26 protein-coding genes and 1 riboswitch are annotated in these 23,965 nt (G+C 64.3%); of the genes, 16 read left to right on the plus strand and 10 right to left on the minus strand.

Features of this window, described 5'->3' with window-relative positions:
* Nucleotides 1-12 precede the first annotated feature (12 nt).
* The 10 genes from ctaD (at nucleotide 13) to JEQ47_RS09185 (ending at nucleotide 11,604) form a co-directional block, all read left to right on the plus strand.
* Nucleotides 13-1,707 (plus strand): cytochrome c oxidase subunit I, encoded by a 1,695-nt coding sequence (gene ctaD / locus JEQ47_RS09140; RefSeq protein ID WP_198876100.1) that lies wholly within the window; start codon nucleotides 13-15, stop codon nucleotides 1,705-1,707.
* Nucleotides 1,708-1,773: 66 nt separating this feature from the next.
* Nucleotides 1,774-2,703 carry a heme o synthase gene (locus tag JEQ47_RS09145; RefSeq protein WP_198876101.1) on the plus strand — a complete coding sequence of 310 codons (930 nt, stop codon included), beginning with the start codon at nucleotides 1,774-1,776 and terminating at the stop codon, nucleotides 2,701-2,703.
* A 2-nt stretch (nucleotides 2,704-2,705) separates the two neighbouring features.
* Nucleotides 2,706-2,891, plus strand: coding sequence for a cytochrome c oxidase system small membrane protein (locus JEQ47_RS09150; protein WP_198876887.1), 186 nt, complete (start codon nucleotides 2,706-2,708; stop codon nucleotides 2,889-2,891).
* A complete protein-coding gene (locus JEQ47_RS09155) occupies nucleotides 2,891-3,457 on the plus strand; it encodes a cytochrome c oxidase assembly protein (RefSeq protein ID WP_198876102.1) in 567 nt (188 codons plus the stop codon). Before JEQ47_RS09150 ends, JEQ47_RS09155 begins: the two co-directional genes overlap by 1 nt.
* Nucleotides 3,458-3,459: 2 nt before the next feature.
* A complete protein-coding gene (locus tag JEQ47_RS09160; RefSeq protein WP_198876103.1) occupies nucleotides 3,460-4,299 on the plus strand; it encodes a cytochrome c oxidase subunit 3 in 840 nt (279 codons plus the stop codon).
* A 62-nt stretch (nucleotides 4,300-4,361) separates the two neighbouring features.
* A complete protein-coding gene (locus JEQ47_RS09165; RefSeq protein WP_198876104.1) occupies nucleotides 4,362-5,147 on the plus strand; it encodes an SURF1 family protein in 786 nt (261 codons plus the stop codon).
* A 68-nt stretch (nucleotides 5,148-5,215) separates the two neighbouring features.
* The gene (thrC, locus tag JEQ47_RS09170) at nucleotides 5,216-6,607 is read left to right on the plus strand and encodes a threonine synthase (RefSeq protein WP_198876105.1); all 1,392 of its coding nucleotides are present in this window, start codon (nucleotides 5,216-5,218) and stop codon (nucleotides 6,605-6,607) included.
* Between the two features lie 50 nt (nucleotides 6,608-6,657).
* On the plus strand, nucleotides 6,658-7,920 hold the full coding sequence (locus tag JEQ47_RS09175) for a M16 family metallopeptidase (RefSeq protein WP_198876106.1): 1,263 nt from the start codon (nucleotides 6,658-6,660) through the stop codon (nucleotides 7,918-7,920).
* 5 nt (nucleotides 7,921-7,925) lie between these two features.
* Nucleotides 7,926-8,543 (plus strand): GNAT family N-acetyltransferase, encoded by a 618-nt coding sequence (locus tag JEQ47_RS09180; RefSeq protein ID WP_198876107.1) that lies wholly within the window; start codon nucleotides 7,926-7,928, stop codon nucleotides 8,541-8,543.
* A gap of 181 nt (nucleotides 8,544-8,724) precedes the next feature.
* On the plus strand, nucleotides 8,725-11,604 hold the full coding sequence (locus tag JEQ47_RS09185; RefSeq protein ID WP_198876108.1) for an EAL domain-containing protein: 2,880 nt from the start codon (nucleotides 8,725-8,727) through the stop codon (nucleotides 11,602-11,604).
* 126 nt (nucleotides 11,605-11,730) lie between these two features.
* Here the strand turns inward: JEQ47_RS09185 and JEQ47_RS09190 are convergent, their stop codons facing one another.
* Complete coding sequence (locus JEQ47_RS09190) at nucleotides 11,731-12,306, minus strand: YqgE/AlgH family protein (protein WP_198876109.1); 576 nt, start codon at nucleotides 12,304-12,306, stop codon at nucleotides 11,731-11,733.
* Between the two features lie 119 nt (nucleotides 12,307-12,425).
* On the opposite strand from JEQ47_RS09190, the gene JEQ47_RS09195 reads away from it, so the two are divergent.
* From JEQ47_RS09195 to JEQ47_RS09215, 5 genes are all read left to right on the plus strand, one after another.
* Nucleotides 12,426-13,253, plus strand: a complete 828-nt coding sequence (locus tag JEQ47_RS09195; protein WP_198876110.1) for a protein-disulfide reductase DsbD domain-containing protein — start codon at nucleotides 12,426-12,428, stop codon at nucleotides 13,251-13,253.
* Nucleotides 13,254-13,350: 97 nt separating this feature from the next.
* A complete protein-coding gene (locus JEQ47_RS09200; protein WP_198876111.1) occupies nucleotides 13,351-13,842 on the plus strand; it encodes a peroxiredoxin in 492 nt (163 codons plus the stop codon).
* A gap of 21 nt (nucleotides 13,843-13,863) precedes the next feature.
* Nucleotides 13,864-14,451, plus strand: coding sequence for a hypothetical protein (locus JEQ47_RS09205; protein WP_198876112.1), 588 nt, complete (start codon nucleotides 13,864-13,866; stop codon nucleotides 14,449-14,451).
* A 202-nt stretch (nucleotides 14,452-14,653) separates the two neighbouring features.
* Nucleotides 14,654-15,280, plus strand: coding sequence for a class I SAM-dependent methyltransferase (locus tag JEQ47_RS09210; protein WP_198876113.1), 627 nt, complete (start codon nucleotides 14,654-14,656; stop codon nucleotides 15,278-15,280).
* Nucleotides 15,277-15,423 (plus strand): hypothetical protein, encoded by a 147-nt coding sequence (locus JEQ47_RS09215; protein WP_198876114.1) that lies wholly within the window; start codon nucleotides 15,277-15,279, stop codon nucleotides 15,421-15,423. The genes JEQ47_RS09210 and JEQ47_RS09215 overlap by 4 nt, the downstream gene beginning before the upstream one ends.
* Nucleotides 15,424-15,455: 32 nt before the next feature.
* Here the strand turns inward: JEQ47_RS09215 and gcvPB are convergent, their stop codons facing one another.
* The 9 genes from gcvPB to JEQ47_RS09260 all read right to left on the minus strand — a co-directional run bounded on the left by gcvPB (nucleotide 15,456) and on the right by JEQ47_RS09260 (nucleotide 23,283).
* Entirely contained in the window at nucleotides 15,456-17,000 is a 1,545-nt protein-coding gene (gene gcvPB, locus JEQ47_RS09220; RefSeq protein WP_198876115.1) for an aminomethyl-transferring glycine dehydrogenase subunit GcvPB, read from the minus strand.
* Nucleotides 16,997-18,340, minus strand: a complete 1,344-nt coding sequence (gene gcvPA / locus JEQ47_RS09225) for an aminomethyl-transferring glycine dehydrogenase subunit GcvPA (protein ID WP_198876116.1) — start codon at nucleotides 18,338-18,340, stop codon at nucleotides 16,997-16,999. Before gcvPA ends, gcvPB begins: the two co-directional genes overlap by 4 nt.
* Nucleotides 18,341-18,353: 13 nt before the next feature.
* On the minus strand, nucleotides 18,354-18,719 hold the full coding sequence (gcvH, locus tag JEQ47_RS09230; protein ID WP_198876117.1) for a glycine cleavage system protein GcvH: 366 nt from the start codon (nucleotides 18,717-18,719) through the stop codon (nucleotides 18,354-18,356).
* 9 nt (nucleotides 18,720-18,728) lie between these two features.
* A complete protein-coding gene (gcvT, locus tag JEQ47_RS09235; RefSeq protein ID WP_198876118.1) occupies nucleotides 18,729-19,892 on the minus strand; it encodes a glycine cleavage system aminomethyltransferase GcvT in 1,164 nt (387 codons plus the stop codon).
* Between the two features lie 148 nt (nucleotides 19,893-20,040).
* Nucleotides 20,041-20,129: riboswitch (glycine riboswitch) on the minus strand.
* A gap of 423 nt (nucleotides 20,130-20,552) precedes the next feature.
* Nucleotides 20,553-21,041, minus strand: coding sequence for a F0F1 ATP synthase subunit B family protein (locus tag JEQ47_RS09240; RefSeq protein WP_198876119.1), 489 nt, complete (start codon nucleotides 21,039-21,041; stop codon nucleotides 20,553-20,555).
* 5 nt (nucleotides 21,042-21,046) lie between these two features.
* A complete protein-coding gene (locus tag JEQ47_RS09245) occupies nucleotides 21,047-21,697 on the minus strand; it encodes a F0F1 ATP synthase subunit B (protein ID WP_198876120.1) in 651 nt (216 codons plus the stop codon).
* 104 nt (nucleotides 21,698-21,801) lie between these two features.
* Nucleotides 21,802-22,029 (minus strand): F0F1 ATP synthase subunit C, encoded by a 228-nt coding sequence (locus JEQ47_RS09250; RefSeq protein WP_067459640.1) that lies wholly within the window; start codon nucleotides 22,027-22,029, stop codon nucleotides 21,802-21,804.
* A gap of 59 nt (nucleotides 22,030-22,088) precedes the next feature.
* A complete protein-coding gene (locus tag JEQ47_RS09255) occupies nucleotides 22,089-22,868 on the minus strand; it encodes a F0F1 ATP synthase subunit A (RefSeq protein WP_198876121.1) in 780 nt (259 codons plus the stop codon).
* Nucleotides 22,869-22,893: 25 nt separating this feature from the next.
* The gene (locus tag JEQ47_RS09260; protein ID WP_236020764.1) at nucleotides 22,894-23,283 is read right to left on the minus strand and encodes an AtpZ/AtpI family protein; all 390 of its coding nucleotides are present in this window, start codon (nucleotides 23,281-23,283) and stop codon (nucleotides 22,894-22,896) included.
* A gap of 313 nt (nucleotides 23,284-23,596) precedes the next feature.
* Between JEQ47_RS09260 and JEQ47_RS09265 the strand changes: the two genes are divergently transcribed.
* A complete protein-coding gene (locus JEQ47_RS09265; RefSeq protein WP_198876123.1) occupies nucleotides 23,597-23,911 on the plus strand; it encodes a hypothetical protein in 315 nt (104 codons plus the stop codon).
* Nucleotides 23,912-23,965 lie beyond the last annotated feature (54 nt).

Below are 23,965 nucleotides of genomic sequence, written 5' to 3' on the forward strand. Positions count from 1 at the left end.
AGGAAACCAAAAATGGCAAATACTGCAAACCTCGAAGCCCACGCCACCGGGCACGATCACGCCAGCCACGATCACCACACCCCGACCGGCTGGCGCCGCTGGGTCTATTCGACCAACCACAAGGACATCGGGATCATGTATCTCGTGTTCTCCATCGTGGCCGGCGTCATCGGCGGCCTGCTTTCGGGCGCCATGCGCCTCGAGCTGCAGGAACCCGGCATCCAGATTTTCCACGGCCTCGCTGCCATGGCTTACGGTCTCGAGGGCGATAGCGCCATCGACGCCGGCAAGCACATGTTCAACGTGTTCGTCTCCGCCCACGCCCTGATCATGGTGTTCTTCACCGTGATGCCGGCGACCATGGGTGGCTTTGCCAACTACTTTGCCCCGCTGATGGTGGGTGCGCCCGATACCGCCTTCCCGCGCATCAACAACGTCGCCTTCTGGCTCCTGCCGCCGGCGCTGCTGCTGACCGTGCTCTCGATGTTCTTTGAAGGCCCCGCAGGCGCCCTCGGCTTCGGCGGCGGCTGGACGGCTTATCCGCCGCTCTCGACCACCGGTCATCCGGGTCCGGCCACCGATTTCGTGATCTTCTCGCTCCACGTCGCCGGCGTCAGCTCGATCCTCGGCGCGATCAACCTGATCACCACCATCCTCAACATGCGTGCCCCGGGCATGACGCTGCACAAGATGCCGCTGTTTGCCTGGTCGGTGCTGGTCACAGCCTTCCTGCTGCTGCTGGCTCTCCCGGTCCTCGCCGGCGCCATCACCATGATGCTGACCGATCGCAACTTCGGCACAACCTTCTTCTCTCCTGAAGGCGGCGGCGACCCGGTGCTCTACCAGCACCTGTTCTGGTTCTTCGGCCATCCCGAAGTGTACATCATGATCCTGCCGGGCTTCGGCATCGTCAGCCACATTGTGGCGACCTTCAGCCGCAAGCCGGTGTTCGGCTACATGGCCATGGCTTATGCCATGGTGGCCATTGGCTTCGTCGGCTTCGTCGTGTGGGCTCACCACATGTACACCACCGGCCTCAGCCTCGACGTGCAGCGCTACTTCGTGGCCGCCACCATGGTCATCGCGGTGCCCACGGGCGTGAAGATCTTCTCTTGGATCGCCACCATGTGGGGCGGCTCCATCACCTTCCGCATTCCCATGCTCTGGGCCATCGGCTTCATCTTCCTGTTCACCGTCGGCGGTGTAACCGGTGTGGTGCTGGCCAATGCGGGTGCCGACCGTGCCCTCCATGACACCTATTACGTGGTGGCGCACTTCCACTACGTGCTCTCGCTGGGCGCCGTGTTCTCGATCTTCGCGGGCTGGTACTACTGGTACCCCAAGATGTTCGGCTACATGTACTCCGAGTTCCTCGGCAAGCTGCACTTCTGGGTCATGTTCGTCGGCGTGAACCTGATCTTCTTCCCGCAGCACTTCCTCGGTCTAGCCGGCATGCCGCGTCGCTACATCGACTACCCCGATGCCTTCGCGCTGTGGAACCGTGTCTCGTCTATCGGCTACTACGTGACCTTCGTCGCCATGCTGATCTTCTTCTACGCGACCTGGGAAGCCAGCCGTAAGAAGCGCCCGGCCGGTGACAATCCGTGGGGCGAGGGTGCGACGACGCTGGAATGGACCCTGAGCTCGCCTCCGCCGTTCCACCAGTTCTCGACCCTGCCCAAGATCGACTCCAAGGATGCGCACTAAGCGCACCTGACAAGACCAGCGGATCGCGCAGCGTCAGCGCGGTCCGCACCCTGAAAGGAAAGACCATTGGCCCTTGTTGACGACAGCAGCGAAGTTTCCGCCTTCACCGGCGGTGCGCGGGTAGAAGACTACCTGGCGCTGCTCAAGCCGCGCGTCATGTCGCTGGTCGTTTTCGTGGCGCTGGTGGGCATGCTGGTGGCCCCGGGCGGCATCAACCCTTTCATCGGGCTCATCGCCATTGCCTGCATCGCCATCGGGGCAGGGGCGTCGGGCGCGCTCAACATGTGGTACGATAGCGATATCGACGCCATCATGAGCCGCACCCAGAACCGTCCGATCCCGGCGGGCCGCATGACCCGCGGCGAAGCTCTCGCCTTCGGCCTCATCCTTTCGGTCTTCTCGGTGACGCTGCTGGGCCTCGCCACCAACTGGCTGGCTGGCGGTTTCCTCGCCTTCACCATCTTCTTTTATGTCGTCGTCTATACGATGTGGCTCAAGCGCTCGACGCCGCAGAACATCGTCATCGGTGGCGCGGCCGGCGCCTTTCCGCCCATGGTGGGCTGGGCCGCCGTCACCGGCTCGCTGAGCTGGGAAAGCTTCGCGCTCTTCCTCATCATCTTCCTCTGGACCCCGCCGCATTTCTGGGCGCTGGCGCTTTACAAGCAGGGCGATTATGGCGCTGCCGGCGTGCCGATGATGCCCAATGTGGCTGGCGAACAGTCCACCAAGTGGCAGATTTTCGGCTACTCCATCCTCCTGGCCGTCGCGAGCCTCCTGCCGAACTGGCTGGGCTTCTCCGACTGGATTTACGGCGCCGTCGCCGCCGTGACCGGCATCAGCTTTGTCTGGCTGTGCCTGCGCCTCCTGCGCGCCCCGGACTCCGTGTCCATGCGCCGCACCGCGCGGACGGTGTTCACCTATTCCCTGAGCTATCTGTTCGTGCTGTTCCTGGCGCTGCTTACCGACTTCATCGCCCTGCGCCTGGGAGTAATCTGACCATGGCTGAAATCACTGGTGCCAAGCTGGCCCCCAATGGCATGACCGCCGAACAGGAAGCTGCCTTCCGCAAGCAGCGCCGCCGCCGCTCGATCGCCCTCGCCGCCGCCCTGGCGCTCTTTGCCATCACCTTCTACGTGCTGACCCTCGTCAAGATGGGTCCGGCTCTGTTCGACCGGGCAATGTGATGGCCGACGCGACCGCCCCCTTCCAGCCGGCCGATCCGGGCCACCGCAACAAGCGGGTCGGGGTCATCCTGGCCGGCGTTGCGGCAGGCATGGTGGGCCTCGCTTTTGCCTCCGTGCCGCTCTACCAGCTCTTCTGCCAGGTGACCGGCTATGGCGGCACCACCCAGGTCGCCAGCGACAATCCCAAGGGCGTCATCGCCCGCGAGATGAAGGTGCGCTTCGACGTCAACATCGATCCGGCGCTGGATTGGACCGTTGTTCCGGCCGCGCCGATCACCGACCGCATCGGCAATGTCGATACCGTCAACTACATCGCCACCAATCATTCCGACAAACCGGTAACCGGCCAGGCGATCTTCAACGTCGTGCCCGACAAGGCCGGCGTCTATTTCAACAAGATCGAGTGCTTCTGCTTTACTGAGCAGACGCTGCAGCCCGGCGAGACGGTGGAAATGCCCATCGTTTTCTTCGTCGATCCCGATCTCGACGAGAACCGCGAACTCGACACCATCAAAGAGATCACGCTCTCTTATACCTTCTACGCTTCAGACAATGAGGGAAGCTGAACATGTCCGCCGCCATTGAAAAGAACCACGACTACCACATGGTGGAACCGAGCCCCTGGCCGTTCTGGATGTCGGTTGCCGTGCTGGTCATGATGATCGGCGCTGTGGCCTGGATGCGGGACTGGACTCCGTTCCCGTTCTTCATCGGTCTGGCCGGCGTGCTCTACGTCTTCTACGCCTGGTGGGCGGATGTGGTGAAGGAAGCCGAGGACGGCGTCAGCCACACCCCGGTGGTGCAGATGCACCATCGCTACGGCATGATGCTGTTCATCGCCTCAGAAGTGATGTTCTTTGTGGCCTGGTTCTGGGCCTATTTCGATGGCTTCTTCCGCTATGACGACGTCGAGCAGGTGGCCCGCGTCGCCTTCACCGGAGGTCACTGGCCTCCGGCCGGCATCGAGCTGTTCGATCCCTTCCACCTGCCGCTGTTCAACACCCTGATCCTCTTGACCTCGGGCACGACGGTCACTTGGGCCCACCACGCGCTGCTCGAAGGGGACCGCGAAGGCCTCAAGTATGGCCTTTGGCTGACCATCGCGCTGGGCGTGCTGTTCTCCATCGTTCAGGTCATCGAATACACCCATGCCGGTTTCTCGTTCTCGGGCAACCTCTATGGCGCGACCTTCTTCATGGCGACCGGCTTCCACGGCTTCCACGTGTTCATCGGCACGGTCTTCCTCATTGTCTGCCTGGCGCGTGCCTATGCCGGTCACTTCACCCCCGAGCGTCACCTGGGCTTCGAATTCGCCGCCTGGTACTGGCACTTCGTCGACGTGGTGTGGCTGTTCCTCTTCGCCTCGGTCTATGTCTGGGGTAGCTGGGGCGTGGCGCTGAACCACTAGGTTCGGCAGCATCGTGAATGGGGGGCGCGGCCAGGCTGCGCCCCTTTTCTTTGGAGACCCGCATGACCAAGGACGAAACTGCACCCCGACGCGGTTTGCGCTGGACCGACTGGCTGTTCATCGCCCTGATGCTGGCGCTGGTCGTCACCTGCGTGTTCCTCGGAAACTGGCAGATGGCGCGCCTTGGGGAAAAGGAAGCCCTGATGGCGGCGGTCGATGACCGCCTCAATGCGGAACCGGTTCCGGCCCCCTCTGCCGACCAGTGGCAGGGTCTCGACATTAACCTCTGGAATTTCCAGCCCGTAACCCTGACGGGCACCTATCGCTACACCCAGACGGTGACGGTCTTCACCAGCCTCTCTGACGCGCGCGGCCGCTTCTCGGGCCCCGGCTACTGGGTAGTGACGCCCTTCGAGCTCGACGCCGGCGGCACCGTCTTCGTCAATCGCGGTTTCGTGCCGCAGGAGATGCAGGAGCAGGCGGCCCTGGGCGACCTTCATGGCGACGATCCCGGCAGCGTCACGGTGATCGGCCTGTTCCGGCCGGGCGAAAAGGCCGGCATGATGGTGCCCGAGGCCAATATGTCGGACCGCATCGAATGGGTGCGCGATCCCGCGCGCCTCGCCGCCATGGTCGATCCGGAACTCGCCCCGATTGCCCCCTTCTATGTCGACCTCTTGGCCGGTGGCGAAGGCGACCTGCCCCAGGGCGGGGAAACGGCGCTGACCTTCACCAACAACCACCTGGGCTATGCCATCACCTGGTATGGCTTTGCCATTATCGCCCTAGCCATGCTCGGCGTCTGGGTGGCGCGCCAGTATCGCAAGCCGAACCGGACGGATGGGTGAGCGCAAACCTTGCGGCCAAAGCCCGCTTTGACTAGGTTGCAACAATTCTAAAAGGGCTTCTCCCCTCGATGCAGTTTGTCTCTACGCGCGGCCAGGCGCCGGCGCTTGGCTTCTCCGATGCAGTTCTGGCAGGTCTGGCCACCGATGGCGGCCTCTATGTCCCCGCCTCCTGGCCCGAGGTCGGCGCTTCCGAGATTGCCGGCTTTGCCGGCAAGCCCTATGCCGATGTCGCCTATGCCATCATCTCGCGCTTCACCGATGGCGAAATTCCCGCCGACAAGCTCAAGGCCATCATCGACGAGGCCTATGCCACCTTCCGTCACCCCTCGGTAACGCCGCTGGTGGAGCTGGAGCCGGGCCATTTCGTGCTCGAACTGTTCCACGGGCCCACCCTGGCCTTCAAGGACGTGGCCATGCAGTTCCTGAGCCGCGTCATGGACCATATCCTGGCCGGGCGGGGCCTCAGGGCGACCATAGTCGGCGCCACCTCGGGCGATACCGGCTCGGCTGCTATCGAGGCCTTCCGTGGTCGCGACACCACCGACATCTTCATCCTGCATCCGCGCGGGCGCACCTCTGAAGTGCAGCGCCGGCAGATGACCACCGTGCTCGACGACAATGTGCACAACATCGCGCTCGAAGGCACGTTCGACGATTGCCAGGACGCGGTGAAGGCCATGTTCAACAATCATGCCTTCCGCGATCGGGTGCGCCTCTCGGGCGTCAACTCGATCAACTGGGGCCGCATCGTCGCGCAGATCGTCTACTACTTCACCGCCGCGGTGTCGCTGGGCGCGCCGCATCGCAAGGTGAGCTTCACCGTGCCAACCGGCAATTTCGGCGATATCTTCGCCGGCTACTGCGCCAAGATGATGGGTCTGCCCATCGACAAGCTGGTCATTGCCACCAATGCCAACGACATCCTCAAGCGCACGCTCGATACCGGTCGCTACGAGATGACCGGCGTGGCGCCGACCATCAGCCCCTCCATGGACATCCAGATTTCGTCCAATTTCGAGCGCCTGCTGTTCGAGAGCGCCGGCCGCGATGCCGGTGCGGTCAACCGCATGATGGCCGGCCTCAAGCAGTCGCGCGGCTTCGAGCTGCCCGAAAATTCCATCGCTGCCATCCGCCGCGATTTTGCCGCCGGCACCACCGACGAGGCCGCGACCAGCCGCGTGATCGCCGAGACGCAGAAGGCCTCGTCCTACCTGCTCGATCCACACACCGCCGTGGGCGTCGGGGTAGCCCGCACTATCGAACATGACGGCATTCCCATGGTGACGCTGGCAACGGCCCACCCGGCCAAGTTCCCGGCCGCCGTGGCTGCCGCTTCGGGCATCGAGCCGGCGCTGCCGGCCTGGTTGGCCGACCTTTATCAACGACCCGAACGGGTCACGGTGCTGGACAATGACCAGCGCCAGATTGAAGACTTCATCGCGGCCCGCAGCCGCGCCTGAACGACACGTGAGAACCGCGGTCGATCAGGCCGCAGGTTCAGGAGGACTGTGTGAGCGTAAGATCGACAACCCTGGAAAACGGCATGGTCGTCCTCACCGACGACATGCCGCATCTCGAAAGCGCCTCGCTGGGCGTCTGGGTGAAGGCAGGGGCACGCTCCGAACGCAAGGCCGAGCACGGCATTTCGCACCTGCTCGAGCACATGGCCTTCAAGGGCACAAAGTCGCGCACGGCGCTGCAGATCGCCGAGGCCATCGAGAATGTCGGCGGCGATCTTAATGCCGCGACCTCCATCGAACATACCGGCTATTTCGCCCGCGTGCTCAAGGATGACGTGGTGCTGGCGGCCGATATCCTCGCCGATATCCTCCAGAACTCGACCTTCGACGAGGACGAGCTGGCGCGCGAAAAGCAGGTGATCGTGCAGGAGATCGGCGCAGCCCGCGACAATCCCGACGACCACGTTTTCGACTTGTTCCAGGAAGCCGCTTTCCCCACCCAGCCCATCGGCCGCACCATTTTGGGTACGGTGGATTCGGTGCGCGAATTCACGCCCGAAACGGTGCGCAAATACATGCGCCGCAACTATGTGGGCGACCACATGGTCGTCGCCGCGGCCGGCAATGTCGATCATGACGGCCTCGTCGACGTAGCGCGCGAGCGCTATGCCGATCTGGTGCCCAATGGTGCGCCGGCGCCGCAGCGCGCCGAATACCGGGGCGGCCAGGAGCGATTGATTTCCGACCACGAACAGGCTCACATCGTGCTCGGGTTTGAGGGCCGTGCCTACAATTCCGACGGCTTTTACGCCGCCCAGGTCCTGGCCTCGATCCTTGGTGGCGGCATGAGTTCGCGCCTGTTCCAGGAAGTGCGCGAAAAGCGCGGCCTCTGCTACTCGGTTTATTCCTTCCACTGGGCCTTTGCCGATAGCGGCGTGTTCGGTGTTGCCGCCGCGACGGGCGAAGACGAGGTTGCCGAACTGGTGCCGGTGGTGCTCGACGAGCTGCGCCGCGCCACCGAGACCATTTCCGACGAGGAAGTTGTCCGCGTCCGCAACCAGATCCGGGCCGGCCTCCTGATGTCGCTCGAAAGCCCCTCGGCCCGCGCCGGTCAGTTGGCGCGCCAGCAGATCCTTTGGGGCCGTCCCATCCAGATGGCCGAAACGGTGGAGCGCATCAATCGCATCACTGCCCAGCGGGTGCGCGACGTGGCCGAGCAGATCTTCACCGCCGGCAATCCCACCCTGGCCGGCATCGGCCCCATCAGCCGCCTCGCCGATGTCGAAAGCATCGGTGAAACGCTCAAGCGCTGATCATCATGTTCTGGCCCTGGTCCTCTCCGGCGCCACTGGTCACCCTGCGCGGGTCCCGCGTCACGCTGCGCCTGCCGCAGATGCGCGACTACGAGTCCTGGTATCGCCTGCGCCGCGACAGCCAGGACTTTCTGCGGCCCTTTGAGCCGCGCTGGACCGAGCTCGATCTCAGCCGCCGGGTCTTCTCCATGCGGGTGCGCCGCGCCCGGCAAGAGGCGGAGGAGGGGTCCGACTACACCTTCTTCATCTTCATCGAAAACGGCCGCCAGCAGCAACTGGTGGGCGGCGTCACCCTTTCCAACATTCGCCGGCGCGCCGCTCAGTTCGTCAATCTCGGCTACTGGATGGGCCAGCCCTATGCCGGCAAGGGCCTGATGACCGAGGCCGTGGGCGTGGTGCTGCCCTTCATCTTCGAGGCCCTGGACCTGCACCGCGTCCATGCCGCATTCCTGCCCACCAACATGGCCTCGCGCCGCGTGCTCGAGAAGAACGGCTTTGTCGAGGAGGGCTATGCCGAGCGCTACCTCCAGATCAACGGTCGCTGGGAGGACCATGTGCTCATGGGCCTGACCGAGGAAACCTGGGCGCTGCAGAAACTGGCCCGTCGCTCCCGCGTCGCCTGAGGCCGAAATCCTTGTGTGTTGCGCTGCTGCAACAGCCATGGACGCTTGTCGCAAGCGTCAATCTCCCTTACCAAGTTAGCGCTCCGCTGGAGGATCAAGAAGACAAAGGCTTGTCGGGGCTTCGCGCTTTTTCCCGGACTGCCGCCATAATGAAGCCTAGCGCAGGATTTAACTGCTCCCGATGCGTCATCTCATAGCATTCGCGATCTGCCTCGCGCTCGCGCTGTCCGGCCTTGTGTCGGCCAATGCCTTCGAAGTCATTTCCGTCCCCGAAGACGTCAATGCCGTGAACCTCTCCGAAGTCGTGGAGGTTGTCCCTGGCCAGGGTGGGCGCGTGCAATTGTCCACCGCGCCCGATGCCGATGGCATCATTCGCCGCATCGAGGTGCTGGCGACCGATCCCGAAACCAATCCGGCCTTCGCGCTGATTGCGCTGCGCAATGACAGCGACCAACAGATTCAGCGCCTGCTCGTTGCGCCGTTCTTCCGCCTGCCCGGTTCCGGCGTGTTCCAGCCCGATCTCGGGGAAAACCGCATCAATGCGGTCACCCCCAGCGCCGGCATCCGGCCGGAAAGGCTGAGCGATCCCGAGGCCGACGTGTTCGAGGTCACCCTCGACCCCGGCGCCACCATGACGGTCATCGCCGAACTCTCGAGCAGCGGCCTCCCCGAACTCTACCTTTGGGAGCCGAGCGCCTACCGCGACTACGTCAACTCCTTCACCCTGTTCCGCGGGGTGGTGCTGGGCGTCGCCTCGCTGGCGGCGGTGTTTCTCACCATCATGTTCGTGGTCAAGGGGCGCGGCGTCTTTCCCGCGACCGCCGCCTTCGCCTGGGCGGTGCTGGCCTATCTGCTCATCGATTTCGGCCTCCTGGGGCGCATTCTCGGGCTTCCGGCCAGCGGCATGCAGCCGTGGCGTGCCGCGGCCGAGGCTGGCATCGCCACGACCCTTGCCGGCTTTCTCTTCATCTATCTCAACCTCCATCGCTGGCACCTGCGCTTCATCCACCTGGCGCTTGGCCTCGCCGCGCTGTTTCTGGCGTTGTTCCTCTTTGCCTTCTTCCAGCCCGCGATCGCCGCCACCATTGCCCGCCTCGTGCTGGCGCTGCTCGGCGTTTCCGGCTTCTTCCTGATCCTGCTGCTGGCCCTGCGCGGGTACGACCGCGCCGTGCTGCTGGTGCCGACCTGGATCATCTTCATCGCCTGGCTGTTCTATTCCTGGCTGGTGATTTCGGGGCAGGTAACCAATGACGTGGCCCAGCCGGCCGTCGGCGGTGGCCTCGTGCTCATCGTCATGCTGCTCGGCTTCACCGCGGTGCAGCATGCCTTCTCCGAGGGCCAGGTTTCCATCGGCACTCTCAGCGAAGTCGAGCGCCGTGCTTTGGCGCTGACCGGCTCGGGCGATTTCGTCTTCGACTGGAATATCGAGCGCGACCGCGTCACCGTGAGCGACGAGCTGGCGACACGCTTGGGTGAAAAGCGCGGTGCCCTGCGCGGCGCCATCAAGCGCTGGCTCGATCGCGTCCATCCCGACGATCGCGATCGCTTCCGCACCGCCTTCGATACCTTGGTCGAGCTGCGGCGCGGCAAGGTTTCCGCCGATATCCGCGTGGCCGGGCACGACGGCAATTTCCGCACCTTCCGCATGCGCGTAAAGCCGGTTCTGGGTGGCGATGGCCAGGTCAACCGTATCGTCGGCACCCTGCAGGACGTCACCGATGATCGGGCCTCGCGCGAACGCCTCTTGCACGATGCCGTCCACGACAGCCTCACCGGCCTGCCCAATCGTCAGCTCTTCCTCGACCGTCTCGAACGCGCCCTGGTGCGCGCCCGCACGCCCGGCGGCACCAAGCCGGCCGTGTTCCTGATCGACATCGACCGCTTCATGGAGCTCGAGGAACGCATCGGCCACTCCGCCGCCGACTCCGTGCTGCTGGCGATTTCCCGCCGCATCTCGCGCATCATGCGCCCGCTCGATACCGTTGCCCGCATTGCCGGCGACCAGTTCGCGGTGATCCTCTCGTCCGAACAGGCGGCCGCCAAGATCGCCGAGACCGCCGAGCAGATTCGCAAGGCGCTCAAGGCCCCGTTCAATTTCGGCGACCGCGACCTCATTCTCACCGCCTCGATCGGCGTCACCATCTATGACAGCAATCCCTCGACGGCCGGCGATGTGCTGCGCGATGCCGAGCTGGCCATGTATTACGCCAAGCGCCTGGGCGGCGACCGCATCGAGGCCTATCGCGCCTCGGCCCGCTCGATCGCCTCCTACAACAAGGCCAGCGAGGAAGATCTGGAGCGTGGACTGAAGCAAGGTGAACTGCAGGTGCAGTTCCAACCAATCATGGATATCCAGACCGGGCAGATCGCCGGGGCCGAGGCGCTGATGCGCTGGAACCACCCGACGCGCGGCATGGTCACCCCCGACGAATTCGTGCCACTGGCCGAGCGCTCGGGGCAGATCGAAAAGCTCGGTCGCCTCGCCTTCGAACAGTCCGCCGCCCAGGCGCGCGACTGGATGGCGACCATCGGCCTGCCGGAAGCCTTCTTCATCTCGGTCAATCTATCGCCCAGCCAGCTGGCGTCCGAAACGCTTCTGGCCGACATGCGCAGCCTCGTGGCGCAGGACAACGAGCTGACCTCCCACCTCAAGCTCGAGATCACCGAGAGCCAGGTGATGACCAATCCCGAACACTCCGCCTATATGCTCGAAGCGCTGCGCAATATGGGCCTGGGGCTGGCCCTCGACGATTTCGGCACCGGCCACTCATCGCTGAGCTACCTGCACCGCTTCCCCTTCGACACCATCAAGATCCCGGCGCCCTTCGTGCGCCTCGGCACCGAAACCGGCATCGCCCATACCCAGGCGCCGATCATCCGGGCCATCGTGGCGCTGGCCAACGATCTCGATCTGATGGTGGTCGCCGAAGGGGTGGAGAGCCTCGACGAGATCGAGCGCCTGCGCCAGCTCAACTGCCGCTATGCCCAGGGCTTTGCCTTCGGTGCCGCCATGGTCGGGGCGGAACTGGGCAAGAAACTCGCCGCACAACTGGGGAAGTAGCGGCGTCGTAGTCGGCCATTGCTCAATCACACCGGCTGTCATCCCGGCGAAGGCCGGGATCCATCTCGAGATCCCAGGATGGGCCCCGGCTTTCGCCGGGGTGACACTCGTGTTTAAGGGTACATCCTACCCGTGCCCGGCCTCGCTGCTGAGGCTTGCTCGGGTGATGTGCAGGCTCTCCAGCGCCCGGTCGTATCGCTCTTCCACCGGGACATCGAACAGCAGTTCGCGGCTGAACGGGATGGTGAGCCAGCCATTGGCGCCGATTTCGTTTTCGAGCTGGCCGGGCGACCAGCCGCAGCAGCCCAGGGCAAACAGGGCCGATCGCGGTGCCGGACCGAAGGCCATGGCCTTGAGGATGTCGAGCGTCGCGGTCAGCCCAATGTCCTCGGTAACCGTGTAGGTGTTGCCGCTGTGATAGTCTCCCGAATGCAGCACGAAGCCGCGCCCCTTTTCCACAGGGCCGCCGCGCATCACTGCGCGTTCCCTGATGCTGTCGGGCAGGCGGATAATGGCGTCGGGGTCGCCGAGGTCAAGCTCGTCCAGGATGTCGGCAAAGCGCAGATTGGCCAGTTCGTGGTTGACCACGAGGCCCATGGCGCCTTCCGCCCCATGACCGACCACGAGGATGACGCTCTCGACGAAGCGCTCGTCCGCCATGTCGGGCATGGCGACGAGAAATTGGCCTTCAAGACTGTTCATGGGCCCCGATTGTAGGCCCCACCTGCTGCCCTGCCAAGCGCGCGAGCCGATCCAATCTTCACGAAGGCCTGAAGCGGCGCTATCTGGCTGTTCATCTCTTGCTGCGCTAATGCCTTTCCATGCGTCTCTTTCCTGCTCTCGCCCTTGCCGTTGTCCTGCCAGTCCTGTCCGCCGCGGCGGGTGAAACCCCGTGGCAGGAAGTGGCTCCCGGCGTCTCCGTCCGGCTCATCAGCGCTGGCGCGCCCGACGCCGATGGGCGCGCCTGGGTAGCGCTCGAAATCGACATGCCTGACAACACCAAGACCTATTGGAAAGTGCCCGGCGAGAGCGGCCTGCCGGCGCAGCTCGATTTCTCCGGCATTGCCGGTCATGAAGTGCACTGGCCCTATCCCATCCGCGACGAGCTCGACGGCCTGGTCGACTATGTCTATTTCGGCCACACCGTCCTCCCCATTGCGCTCGATGTCGGCAGCGAGGCTGTCACCATTTCGCTCGAGGCGACGCTCGGCATCTGCTCGGACATCTGCGTGCCCGCCCAGGCAGCGCTGACCCTGCCGGCACGCGGCGAGGCCAGCGACGAGGCCAATGCCCTGCGCATCCGTCAGGCCCTCGCCAATGTGCCCATCGAATGGGAGGAGGGGCCCGAACCGGCCGGCGCCATCCACCTGGCCGATGACGGCTCGGGCATTCTGGTCGAAATCGACAGCGCCGTGATCGATCCTGCCTCTGTTATCGTGGCCGGAGACCTCGACGATCCGGTCTTCGGCGCGCCGCAAAAAAGCCCTCAACCAAACCTAGTGCTGCTTCCCATCGTGGGCAAAACCGACAATAGTGCGCTCGATGGCCTGGAGGTCGAGCTGTCTTTCATGACACCGACGGGCGCCTATGAGGTAAGCCGGACGATTGAATCCGGCACCGATGCGAATGTGGATGCTCTGGCTCAATAAGCCAACTGGCCTTGTGCCTTTGTAAAAAGCCGCATATCGCAGGAGTATAGTTTTGGAGTAGGGCGGCCTGGCCGCCGAGCATGGGGCTGTTCCACCAATGATCGAGCGCGGCAATCCGGTCCCGTCTGTCGGGATCAAGCTGGTGACTGCGGCCGGTGTCGAGGACACGACGAGCGACGCGGCACTGGGCCAGGGTACGGTTGTGTTGTTTTCCGTTCCGGGCGCCTTTACTCCCACCTGTCACGTCAATCACCTTCCGGGCTTCGTCGCCAATGCGGCAAAGCTGCGCGAAGCGGGCGTCGACCGCATCGTCTGCGCCGCCGCCAACGACCACCATGTGATGAAGGCCTGGGCCGAGGCGTCCAACGCGCTGTCGGACGTGGATTTCCTGGCCGACGGCAATGCCGCTCTGGCCAAGGCGCTCGGCCTCGACAAGGATTTCTCCGCCAATGGCATGGGTACGCGCTATGCCCGGGCCGCCGCCATCATCCGCAATGGCGTGTTCGAAGCCGTTTTCGTCGAAGATGCCCCCGGCGTCACCGCCAGTGGCGCTCCCGCCATCCTCATGGCCCTCCAAGCCACCGCCTGATCGCCAGGAGCAAAGCACACCATGACCCTGACCCTGACGTCTTCCCTCCGCCCTGCCGCCACCGGCGCCCTTGCCGTGCTGCTGGCCGGCTGTTCCATGGGCTCTATGTTCGGCGGTGGCGGTTCGGCTGCCAATGCCAACCTGCAGAACGCCACAGCCACGCCGCAGGCGGTTGCCCAGGCCCAGACCAGCGCGCTGCCGGTCATCGCCACCGAATGTCCGCCCATCAAGGTGCGCGCTGGCGGCGAGGCCATGTACTTCTATGGCAATGGCCGCGTCGGCGACGCCAAGGCCCTGCAGTATCAGGGCGTGATCGACGAAACCTCGCGCAATTGCGTCGTGTCCAACGGTCAGATCACCGTCAATATGGGCGTCACCGGCCGCGTGCTTCTGGGCCCTGCCGGCAGCCAGGCCAGCGTCAATGCCCCGATCCGCTTCGCCGTCGAGCGCGATGGCCAGGCCATCTTCTCGGAAAAATACACGCTTCCCGTCGCCCTGACGCCCCCGAGCCAGACCGCCGAATTCGTCAAGGTCGTCGAAAACGTCACCATCCCTTATCTGGGCGGCGAAAACATCACCATCTGGGTCGGCTTCGACACCAGGGGCTGACACATGATTCCGGGAGCCGTCATGGCGATCTTCTACATCCGCATCCGCAACGCCTGAGGCGGTGTCGGTCCATGATTGACCGCCGGTGGCCGTGCGCCGCCGGGCGATGACGCATGCGGGGTTCCTGCCGAAGGGCTGTGGGCCTGATCTCCGAAACGGCGCCGTCTCATCTCGAACAGCTATCGAGATTTTGAGACACATCATGAAAACCAGAAAGAACCTTCTTCGTGCCCGCTCGCAGAGCTGGGACTCCGTTGCCCATTGGTATGCCGGCTGGGCCGGGCACAATGGCAGCCACTATCACCGCAGCCTTGCCGTGCCGCTCGTGCTGGAACTGCTTGGTCTGAGGAGTGGCGAGCGGTTGGCCGATCTCGGCTGCGGCCACGGCATTCTGGCGCCGCCCATTGCTGCGCTAGGCGCCCGCTATGTCGGCATAGACCTGTCGCCGCGGCTCATCGCCCAGGCACGACGGGTTCATTCGCGTCATGGCCGCTTCGTCGTTGGTGATGTCACGGCTTTGCCGGAGGGCAAGCTCATCGCCAATTCTGGCTTCGATGCGACCAGCTTCCTGCTCTCGATCCAGGACATCAACCCGCTCGACGACGCGATTGCGACGGCGGCGCGGCTGTTGCGGCCGGGTGGGCGTCTGGCCATGGTCATGTTGCATCCCTGCTTTCGGGTGCCCCGTCAGAGCGGCTGGGGCTGGGATGAGCAGCGTGGGCTCAAGTACCGGCGGCTCGATTCCTACTCTCGCCCCTGGCCGTTCCCATGCAGGAGCACGGGGAGGGCGTCACCCGCAGCTATCACCGGCCGCTGGAAGACTATGTGACCGCGCTCGCTGAAACCGGGCTCGGGGTGACCGCCATCCGGGAGGTGGCGGACCTGCCCGGCGCCGAAGAGCGGCGCGCGGACCGGCGAGCCGCCCGCGAATTCCCGCTCTTTCTGGGGCTCAGGGCAGTCAAGTTGAGCTAAAACAAGAAGGCCCGGATCGCTCCGGGCCTTTTTTACTCCGCAGCCTTGGGCAGGTCCGCCGGACGCTCCCACCGCAGGATGGGCTGGCGGGCGGCGCGGGTCTCATCGAGGCGACGGCGCGGCGCCTTCATCGGCGCGGCGGTGAACCGTTCCGAATTGCCGGCCTTGGCCTCGGTCGCCAGTTCCGCCATCACGTCGCAGAACCGGTCCAGCGTCTGCTTGCTCTCGCTTTCGGTGGGCTCGATCAGCATGGCGCCATGCACGACCAGCGGGAAATACATGGTCATGGGGTGGAAACCCTCGTCGATCAGCGCCTTGGCGAAATCGAGCGTGGTGACGCCGGTCTCCTTGAGGAAGCTGTCGTCGAACAGTGCCTCATGCATGGTCGGATAATCGGGGAACGGCACCGAGAACAGGTGCTCGAGCCGCGCCTTGATATAGTTGGCGTTGAGCACCGCATCCTGCGCCGCCTGCGCCAGGCCGTCGGCGCCATGGCTCAGCATATAGGTCAGGGCGCGCACATACATGCCCATCTGGCCGTGGAAGGCGGTGACGCGCCCGAGGGCCTCGCCTTCGATATGCTCGACCATCTCCAGCCCAGCGGAACCCTGCCGCACGAAGGGCACGGGCGCGAAGGGCGACAGCGCTTCTGACAGCACGACCGGCCCCGCACCCGGCCCGCCGCCGCCATGTGGCGTCGAAAAAGTCTTGTGCAGGTTGATATGCATGGCGTCGATGCCGAGATCACCCGGCCGCACCACGCCCATGATGGCGTTGAAATTGGCGCCGTCGCAGTAGAAGAAGGCGCCCGCATCGTGAACCGCCTGGGCGATCTCGATGACCTGCGGCTCGAAGAGGCCGCAGGTATTGGGGTTGGTCAGCATGATCGCCGCGACTTCGGGCGACAGGGCCGCCTTGACCGCCTCGACATCCACCGTGCCATCGTCACGGGCTGGCACCGGCTTGACCGTATAGCCGAGGAAGGCGGCCGTGGCCGGATTGGTGCCATGGGCGCTCTCGGGCACCAGCACGATCGTGCGATGCGCCTCGCCCTTGGCCTCCTGCGCGGCCTTGATGGCCATCATGCCCAGGAGCTCGCCATGCGCGCCGGCCTTGGGCGACAGCGCCACGGCGGCGGTGTTGGTCAGCGTCATCAGCCAGTGGCTGAGCTGGTTCATCATTTCCAGCGCGCCTTGCACGGTGGAGACCGGCTGCAGCGGATGGATGTCGGAAAAGCCCGGCAGGCGCGCCATTTTTTCGTTGAGACGCGGATTGTGCTTCATCGTGCACGAGCCGAGCGGATACATGCCACTGTCGATCGAGTGGTTGAGGCGGCTGAGGCGCACATAGTGGCGCATCGCCTCGGGCTCGGTGAGGCCGGCCAGGTCCAGCTTGCTCTTGCGGGCAAAGCCGCCGAGGCGGTTATTGCCCAGGTCCACCTCGGGTAGGTCGACGCCGGAATGCTCGGTATCGCCGATTTCGAACAGCAGCGGTTCATCCGGGATCAGCGCCGAGCCCGATGCCGAGGTACCGACAGTGCCCACGCCGGTGGGGCGGCCTTGCGTATTCATGCTCATGCCAGTTCCTCCGTCAGGGCCGCGCAGAGCGCAGCGATGTCGGCCGTGGTGGTCAATTCGGTTGCGGCGAGGATGATCAGGTTCTCCACTTCGGGATCCTCGGGCAGCAGGCGGCTGGCGGGGACGCCGGCCAGAATACCGCGCTGGGCAAGCCGTTCGATCAGCTCGGCTGCCGGCTGGCCGGTGCGGATGGTCATCTCGTTGAAGAACGTGCTGTTGAGCACGGTCACGCCCGGCACGGCTGCCAGTGCATCGGCCAGATGCACGGCATTGGCGTGGTTGAGCCGCGCCAGCCGCACGAAGCCGGCCTCGCCCAGGAGGGCCATGTGGATCGAGAAGGCGAGGGCGCAGAGGCCCGAATTGGTGCAGATATTCGATGTCGCCTTTTCGCGGCGGATATGCTGCTCGCGCGTGGACAGCGTCAGCACGAAGCCCCGGTTGCCATCGGCATCGACGGTTTCGCCGCAGAGCCGACCCGGCATCTGGCGGATGAATTCCTTCCGCGTGGCCATGAGGCCCAGATACGGCCCGCCGAAATTGAGGGCATTGCCGATTCCCTGGCCCTCGGCCACGACGATGTCCGCGCCCAGCGCACCCGGCGCTTCGAGCAGGCCCAGCGACACCACTTCGGTGATGACGACGATCAGCAGCGCACCCTGGGCATGGGCCGCGTCGGCGGCACCCTTGAGGTCGCGCAAATGGCCGTAGAAGTCCGGGGTCTGGATGACGATAGCGGCGGTGTCGCCGTCAATATGGTCAAGAATGTCGCCCTGCCCCTCGGGTGAGGGCGACAGGCAGACAAGGTTCGGATCGTCCTTGAGATAGGCTTTTACCACGTCGCGATAGTGCGGGTGGAGCCCGCCCGAGAGCACGATCTTGTTGCGGCGCGTCAGGCGGCGGGCCATCAGCACCGCTTCGGCCGTGCCGGTTGAGCCGTCATAGAGCGAGGCATTGGCCACATCCATGCCGGTGATCTTGGCCACCTGGGTCTGGAACTCGAACAGCATCTGCAGCGTGCCCTGCGAGATTTCCGGCTGGTACGGCGTGTAGGCCGTGAGCCATTCAGAGCGCTGGATCAGGTGGTCCACCGTCGCGGGGATGTGGTGGCGATAAGCGCCGGCGCCGACGAAGAACGGGCCGTCGCCGGCCGCATGGTTCTTGCCGGCCAGCGCCCGCATATGGGCTTCGACCAGGAATTCCGGGCTGTGGGCCGGCAGGTCCAGGGTGAAGTTCTTGAGCGCGGCCTTAGGGACGGCGGAGAACAGCGCGTCGATATCGGTCGCGCCGATCACGCCGAGCATATCGGCGCGCTCGTGGTCGGAATGGGGAAGATAACGCATGGATATCAGGGCCTTAGAGGGTCAGCTCGGCATAGCCGTCGGCATCGAGCAGGGTGTCGATTTCGCCCGCATCCTTGATGGCGATCTTGAACATCCAGCCGCCGTTTTCCGGGTCGGAGTTCACGAGCCCCGGTTCATTTGTTAGCAGACTGTTAACCTCAACCACCTCACCTGAGACAGGCGCATAGATCTCCGAGGCGGCCTTGACCGACTCGACCACGGCGGCCTCGTCGCCCTTCTTCAAAACCTTGCCGACGCTGGGCAGTTCGACGAAGACGATGTCCCCGAGCTGCTCCTGCGCATAGTTGGTGATGCCGACAATGCCGGTGGAGCCGTCGACGCGGATATATTCGTGATCGGGGGTGAACTTGGTGGTCATGGCGGGGCCTCAGGCTGATTTGCGGAAATAGCGGTGGGGGACGAAAGGCGTGGGCACGACTTCGGCCGGCTGGGCGCGACCGCGCACAGAGACCTGCAGCTTCGTGCCAATGGCGGTGTGGTCGGGCGGGACGAAGCCCAGTGCAATCGCCTTGCCCAGGGAGGGCGCAAAGCCGCCACTGGTGACCACACCAATGGCTGTGCCGGAGGCGTCGAGGATTTCGGCGCCCTCACGGGCCGGCGCGCCCTCGACCAGGAGGCCGACGCGCTTGCGGCTGAGCTTGCCCTCGCGCTCGGCAAGGATTCTGGCTGCGCCGGGGAAATCACCAGCCTCGCGGCGGCGCTTGGAGACGGCAAAGCCCAGATCCGCCTCGATGGGGGAGACAGTGCTGTCGAGGTCGTGGCCGTAAAGCGGCAGGCCGGCTTCGAGCCGCAGGCTGTCGCGGGCCCCAAGGCCGATCGGCTTGACGCGGGTATCGGCGAGAAGCGCATCCCACAAGGCGACGGCCTCATGGCGGTTGACGAGGATTTCGAAGCCGTCCTCGCCGGTATAGCCGGAGCGGGCCACGAACACCTTGTCCTTGCCCCAGGAAAAGGCGCCATAGTTCATGAAGCCGAGATCGGTGGCCTCGGGGATTTCCGAAGCCATGACATTGACCGCCTCGGGACCCTGGAGGGCGAGAAGGGCATAGTCGCCATCGGCGCGGATAAGCGTCGCCTTGTCGCCCGCTGCGGCCTCGATCAGGGCAAAGTCATTGTCCTTGGTGCCTGCATTGACGACGATATAGAGCCCGCCCGGCGTGATTGGCGAGCGCGCCACCATCAGATCGTCAATGGCGCCGCCATCCTGGTTCAGCAGCAGGCTGTAGCGGATCTGCCCCGGCTTGAGGTTGGCAATGTCACCGCAGATCAGCGGCTCGATAATGGCGGCAATCGCCTTGTGATCGGCCTCGGCTTCGCCGCTGGGATTGTTGAGCATGAGGAAGCTCGGACCCATATGGCTGACATCGAAGAGTCCGGCCTGTTCGCGCGTCCATTTATGCTCGGCCATGATGCCGGTGGGATATTGCACGGGCAGGGCATAGCCGCCGAACGGCACGATGCGGCCGCCGGCCACGACATGGCGTTCATAAAGCGGGGTCTGCTTGAGGTCTTCGGCTGAGGCTTCGGCCATGGGCTCTCTCTGGCTGGACGGCGACACGACAAGGCTCCGCCGCGTGGCGGAAAATGCGTGCCCCCTCTGTCCTTGCCCTGAGAGATTTCCCGGCTGAGCGCCGGTTGCTCCTTCGGAGAGGCCTTGCGGCCTGCTTTCCAGAGTTTCTGACCTGACTGCGGTCCGTTTGCCTGAGAGTTTCCGGGGCGGTTGCTCCTTCGGCGCTGGCTCGGGGCCAGTCTCTCCCGCAGTCCGGGGCACCATGGTGGAGAATCCGCAGGAGGTCAACGAGACTCTCTGCTTGTCCTCACAAACGGGCTCACCGCTGTAACGTCATTGCCCGGCTCGTCCGGGCAATCCATTGCGCGACTGCATGGACCACCGGGACAAGCCCGGTGGTGACGATGATCACGAGATTGCGCTCGGTGATTGGCCCTGGGGTCGAGCTTGGCGCGGCGCAGTGGGTGTGATGAGGAAGTCTAGCCACTGGGCACCCTCAGCTTGACCCGCATGGGGTCTAGCGAAGCTAGGGAGGGGGCGGTCGGCCGTCACGGCACCTAAGCTCAGCTTGCCCCCGCCCCCTCAAGGGGGAGGGTGTGCAGGCGCCGATTGCTTCGCGAGCGACAAAAACAAAAAGGCGGGCATCGCTGCCCGCCTTGATCTTGGTGTGACGCGTTTCGCTTAGTTCAGGCGGCCGGCCACGTCGGCGATGGCGGCGTCGATGACCTTGCCGCCATTCCGGTTCATTTCGTCGGCGAGAACAACGCGGGCGGCCTCGATGGCGATGTCCGCGGAACGGGCACGCACTTCGGCAACGGCCTGGGCTTCGGCCTGGGCGATCTTGTCTTCCACCGCAGCGGTGCGGCGGGTGACGAGGTCGGTCAGCGAGGCCTGGGCCTCGGCGGTCAGGCGCTCTGCCTCTTCCTTGGCGGCGGCGACGATGCCTTCGGCTTCGCGTTCCGCGGCGACGCGCTTCTGCTCATATTCCACGAGCAGGGCGGCAGCCTCGTTGCGCAGACGCTTGGCCTCGGCAATGTCGGTCTCGATCTGCTTGATCTTGGCGTCGAGCATCTTGGCGATGATCTTGGGGACGCCGAAATACAGCATCAGACCCAGGAAGATGACCAGGGCCAGCGTTGCAAAGAAGCTGTTATCCAACCATTCGGGCATCGGACTTACCCCTTAACCTTGGCCACGGCAGCGCGAACGCTGTCGGGCGAGACGTCACCGACGATCTGGCCGACTACGGCCTGGGCCGTTTCAGCAGCGATTTCGTCGACATGGGTGAGGGCCTGCGCCTTGGTCTCGGCGATGCGGGCTTCCGCGGCGCTGACTTTGGCACTGAGATCGGCTTCGGCGGCGGAACGCTTGGCCGAAAGATCGGCCTGGATGGCCTCACGGGTCTGGTTGGCGATGCCCTGAGCCTTGGACCGGGCTTCCGCCAGGGCCTTTTCATAGGCTGCGATGGCAGCGTCGGTCTTCTGGCGGTCCGCGTCGGCAGCCGCCAGATCGGTGTCGATCAGCGTCTTGCGGTTTTCCAGAATGCCGCCGATGCGGGGCAGGGCCAGCTTGCTCATCAGCAGATAGAGCGCTGCAAAGGTGATGGCGAGCCACAGCAACTGGCTGGGGAACGTCGCGGGGTCGAAGGGCGGGAAGACGTCCGAATGGCCGTCGGCATGCGCTTCGGTGGTTGCGTGCGTGTCGTGGGTCGGATTGTCGTGACCCGTCGCGCCGGGAACCGGCTCACCGTGGGTGGCGTCAACGGCCTGATCGAGGTTTTCCTCGGTCGGCGTTTCCGCTTCTTGTGCGTAAACTTGCGTTACCATCTGGTCGAGGTCCCGTTAGATCCGGTCATCCAGCCAGGATTGGCCGGAGAAGGGCGCGCAGCCGAACCTCGGGTCCGGCTGCGGCAATTCTGTGCAGTCGTGCCTTAGGCGACGAACAGCAGGATCAGGGCAACCAGGAACGAGAAGATGCCCAGAGCTTCGGTCACGGCGAAACCGAAAATCAGGTTACCGAACTGGCTCGGGGCAGCCGACGGGTTGCGCAGGGCACCCGAGAGGAAGTTGCCGAAGATGTTGGCCACGCCCAGGGCGGCACCAGCCATACCGAAGGTGGCAATACCGGCACCGATGAACTTTGCGGCTTCAGCTTCCATTTTAATGTCCTTTCAAGCGACAATTTGGTTCCGGCGGGTCATCCACCGGGAAGGGGTGGTTAGTGGGACGGGTGGATCGCGTCGTTGAGATACATGCAGGTCAGGACCGCGAAGACATAGGCCTGAACCGCACCGACGAGAAACTCGAGGCCCGTAAGGGCGATTGCCATCAGCATGGGCAGGATTGCGGCCGCCCAGCCGACAGCGCCAAGGCCCGCAATCATCATGACCGCAAAGCCGGTGAAGACCTTGAGGGTGATGTGACCGGCAAGGATGTTGCCGAACAGACGGACCGAGAGGCTTATGGGACGCGAGAGGAAGGAAATGACCTCGATCGGCGTCACGATGGGAAGGATGTAGCCCGGCACGCCGGCGGGAACGAAGAGCTTGAGGAACTTCGGACCGTTCTTGACGAAGCCGTAGATGATGACGGTGAGGAACACCATCATCGAAAGGGCGAAGGTGACGATGATGTGGCTGGTGACGGTGAAGAAGTACGGCACCATGCCAAACATGTTGGCGAACAGGATAAAAGTGAAGAGGCTGAACACCAGCGGGAAGAACTTCATGCCGGCGGTGCCGGCGGAGCTTCGGACCATTCCCGCCACGAACTCGTAGAGCAATTCCGCCGTCAATTGGGCGCGGGTGGGCACGAGCTTGCGGCCCGAGGTCGAGAGCAGCAGGTAAAGCGTGATGGCCGCCACGGTCAGCACCATGAACAGGGCCGAGTTGGTGAAGGCGAAGGTGGTGCCCGACCCTTCGGTGCCGTCACCGCCAACGGTGAACAGCTCGAAGATGTCATAGATGACAAACTGGTGGATCGGGTCAGTACCGGCCATGGAGCCCTCTAAGCGTCATCAATATTCAGGTTCGCTCTTCGTCTTCCACGTCGGGCCCGAGATCGGACCCCGGCGGGGCAGGCGAGGCGGCATTCATTTCCGCCACCACTCGGATGACGTTCAGGATTCCAGCGGCAAAGCCCATCATCAGCAGGATGAGCAAGCCCCAGGGGCTGGTTCCCAGGCCAAGGTCGATGAGATAGCCGATACCGGCACCCACCAGAACCGCGGCGATGAACTCGGTACCGATGCGCATGCCGCGCGCCAGACCACTCATCTCCGGGGAAGCATCCCGGGCGGATCTGTTGTCCTCCCGCTCGCGCTCCCGCTTGGCGGAGGCGATGCGCGATGCAAGATCGTGCGTCACCCCCCTGGCGCTTTCTGACGGGCCCTGGTCGTCCGGCGAATTGATCATCCGCTGCTCCCCTTGGCCAGCCATTTCCCTCAAGCGAGGGGCGCCTTTTTAAGTCGCGCGCAACATAGTGGTGGCCCCAAAACGTGTCAAGGCGCGCTGCTGTCACGTAAGTGGTTGTTTGGTAACGGATATTTCGGTCCGCTCAGGGGTGCGGCATGCTGTCCACATGTCGATAGTGGCGGATAGGGGGCAGGGCGCGGGGATTCTGCCTGTCCGAGCGTGCGCGGGCCGGGCGCGTCAACAGCGCCAGTTGTGCTGCCGGGCAGTTTCGGGCAAGCCATGGGTAAAGCAGTTTGCGAAGGAGTGTGCAGTCATGACCCTGGCCGAAATCGAGCGTCTTGCCGGAGAATTGCTGGCTACGGGCGAGATGAATGCCGACACTGCGGCCGACCTCGATCGCATCGTCGCCGAAGCCCGGGCAGGAACATCCTACCCCGATGATCTCGATTACCTCGCCGCGCTGCATGCCCGCCTGCTTTCGCCCAACCGGGTGGTCGAGGATGTGACCGCGTCCTCCCCCGATGTCGAGGCGGACCTGCGCGGACAGATCAGCCAGCTCCAGGCCGAGCTCGCCGATGCCCGCCAGACGATTGCCGAGTTGCAGGAGCGCCTGGCCTCGGGGGCGTAAGGGCTTCCCATCTGAGTGTCACCCCGGGCTTGCCCCGGGGCCTGAGATCTCAAG

Origin of the sequence: Devosia sediminis (genome assembly GCF_016411825.1) — a bacterium.
In the GTDB taxonomy this organism is placed as follows: Bacteria; Pseudomonadota; Alphaproteobacteria; order Rhizobiales; family Devosiaceae; genus Devosia; species Devosia sediminis.

What these genes read in the sequence shown, in the direction of transcription:
- ctaD (WP_198876100.1), top strand. Translation starts at nt 13, where the DNA reads ATGGCAAATACTGCAAACCTCGAAGCCCACGCCACCGGGCACGATCAC.
- JEQ47_RS09150 (WP_198876887.1), top strand. Translation starts at nt 2,706, where the DNA reads ATGGCTGAAATCACTGGTGCCAAGCTGGCCCCCAATGGCATGACCGCC.
- JEQ47_RS09155 (WP_198876102.1), top strand. Translation starts at nt 2,891, where the DNA reads ATGGCCGACGCGACCGCCCCCTTCCAGCCGGCCGATCCGGGCCACCGC.
- JEQ47_RS09160 (WP_198876103.1), top strand. Translation starts at nt 3,460, where the DNA reads ATGTCCGCCGCCATTGAAAAGAACCACGACTACCACATGGTGGAACCG.
- JEQ47_RS09165 (WP_198876104.1), top strand. Translation starts at nt 4,362, where the DNA reads ATGACCAAGGACGAAACTGCACCCCGACGCGGTTTGCGCTGGACCGAC.
- thrC (WP_198876105.1), top strand. Translation starts at nt 5,216, where the DNA reads ATGCAGTTTGTCTCTACGCGCGGCCAGGCGCCGGCGCTTGGCTTCTCC.
- JEQ47_RS09180 (WP_198876107.1), top strand. Translation starts at nt 7,926, where the DNA reads ATGTTCTGGCCCTGGTCCTCTCCGGCGCCACTGGTCACCCTGCGCGGG.
- JEQ47_RS09185 (WP_198876108.1), top strand. Translation starts at nt 8,725, where the DNA reads ATGCGTCATCTCATAGCATTCGCGATCTGCCTCGCGCTCGCGCTGTCC.
- JEQ47_RS09190 (WP_198876109.1), bottom strand. Translation starts at nt 12,306, where the DNA reads ATGAACAGTCTTGAAGGCCAATTTCTCGTCGCCATGCCCGACATGGCG.
- JEQ47_RS09195 (WP_198876110.1), top strand. Translation starts at nt 12,426, where the DNA reads ATGCGTCTCTTTCCTGCTCTCGCCCTTGCCGTTGTCCTGCCAGTCCTG.
- JEQ47_RS09200 (WP_198876111.1), top strand. Translation starts at nt 13,351, where the DNA reads ATGATCGAGCGCGGCAATCCGGTCCCGTCTGTCGGGATCAAGCTGGTG.
- JEQ47_RS09205 (WP_198876112.1), top strand. Translation starts at nt 13,864, where the DNA reads ATGACCCTGACCCTGACGTCTTCCCTCCGCCCTGCCGCCACCGGCGCC.
- JEQ47_RS09210 (WP_198876113.1), top strand. Translation starts at nt 14,654, where the DNA reads ATGAAAACCAGAAAGAACCTTCTTCGTGCCCGCTCGCAGAGCTGGGAC.
- gcvPB (WP_198876115.1), bottom strand. Translation starts at nt 17,000, where the DNA reads ATGAGCATGAATACGCAAGGCCGCCCCACCGGCGTGGGCACTGTCGGT.
- gcvPA (WP_198876116.1), bottom strand. Translation starts at nt 18,340, where the DNA reads ATGCGTTATCTTCCCCATTCCGACCACGAGCGCGCCGATATGCTCGGC.
- gcvH (WP_198876117.1), bottom strand. Translation starts at nt 18,719, where the DNA reads ATGACCACCAAGTTCACCCCCGATCACGAATATATCCGCGTCGACGGC.
- gcvT (WP_198876118.1), bottom strand. Translation starts at nt 19,892, where the DNA reads ATGGCCGAAGCCTCAGCCGAAGACCTCAAGCAGACCCCGCTTTATGAA.
- JEQ47_RS09240 (WP_198876119.1), bottom strand. Translation starts at nt 21,041, where the DNA reads ATGCCCGAATGGTTGGATAACAGCTTCTTTGCAACGCTGGCCCTGGTC.
- JEQ47_RS09245 (WP_198876120.1), bottom strand. Translation starts at nt 21,697, where the DNA reads ATGGTAACGCAAGTTTACGCACAAGAAGCGGAAACGCCGACCGAGGAA.
- JEQ47_RS09250 (WP_067459640.1), bottom strand. Translation starts at nt 22,029, where the DNA reads ATGGAAGCTGAAGCCGCAAAGTTCATCGGTGCCGGTATTGCCACCTTC.
- JEQ47_RS09255 (WP_198876121.1), bottom strand. Translation starts at nt 22,868, where the DNA reads ATGGCCGGTACTGACCCGATCCACCAGTTTGTCATCTATGACATCTTC.
- JEQ47_RS09260 (WP_236020764.1), bottom strand. Translation starts at nt 23,283, where the DNA reads ATGATCAATTCGCCGGACGACCAGGGCCCGTCAGAAAGCGCCAGGGGG.
- JEQ47_RS09265 (WP_198876123.1), top strand. Translation starts at nt 23,597, where the DNA reads ATGACCCTGGCCGAAATCGAGCGTCTTGCCGGAGAATTGCTGGCTACG.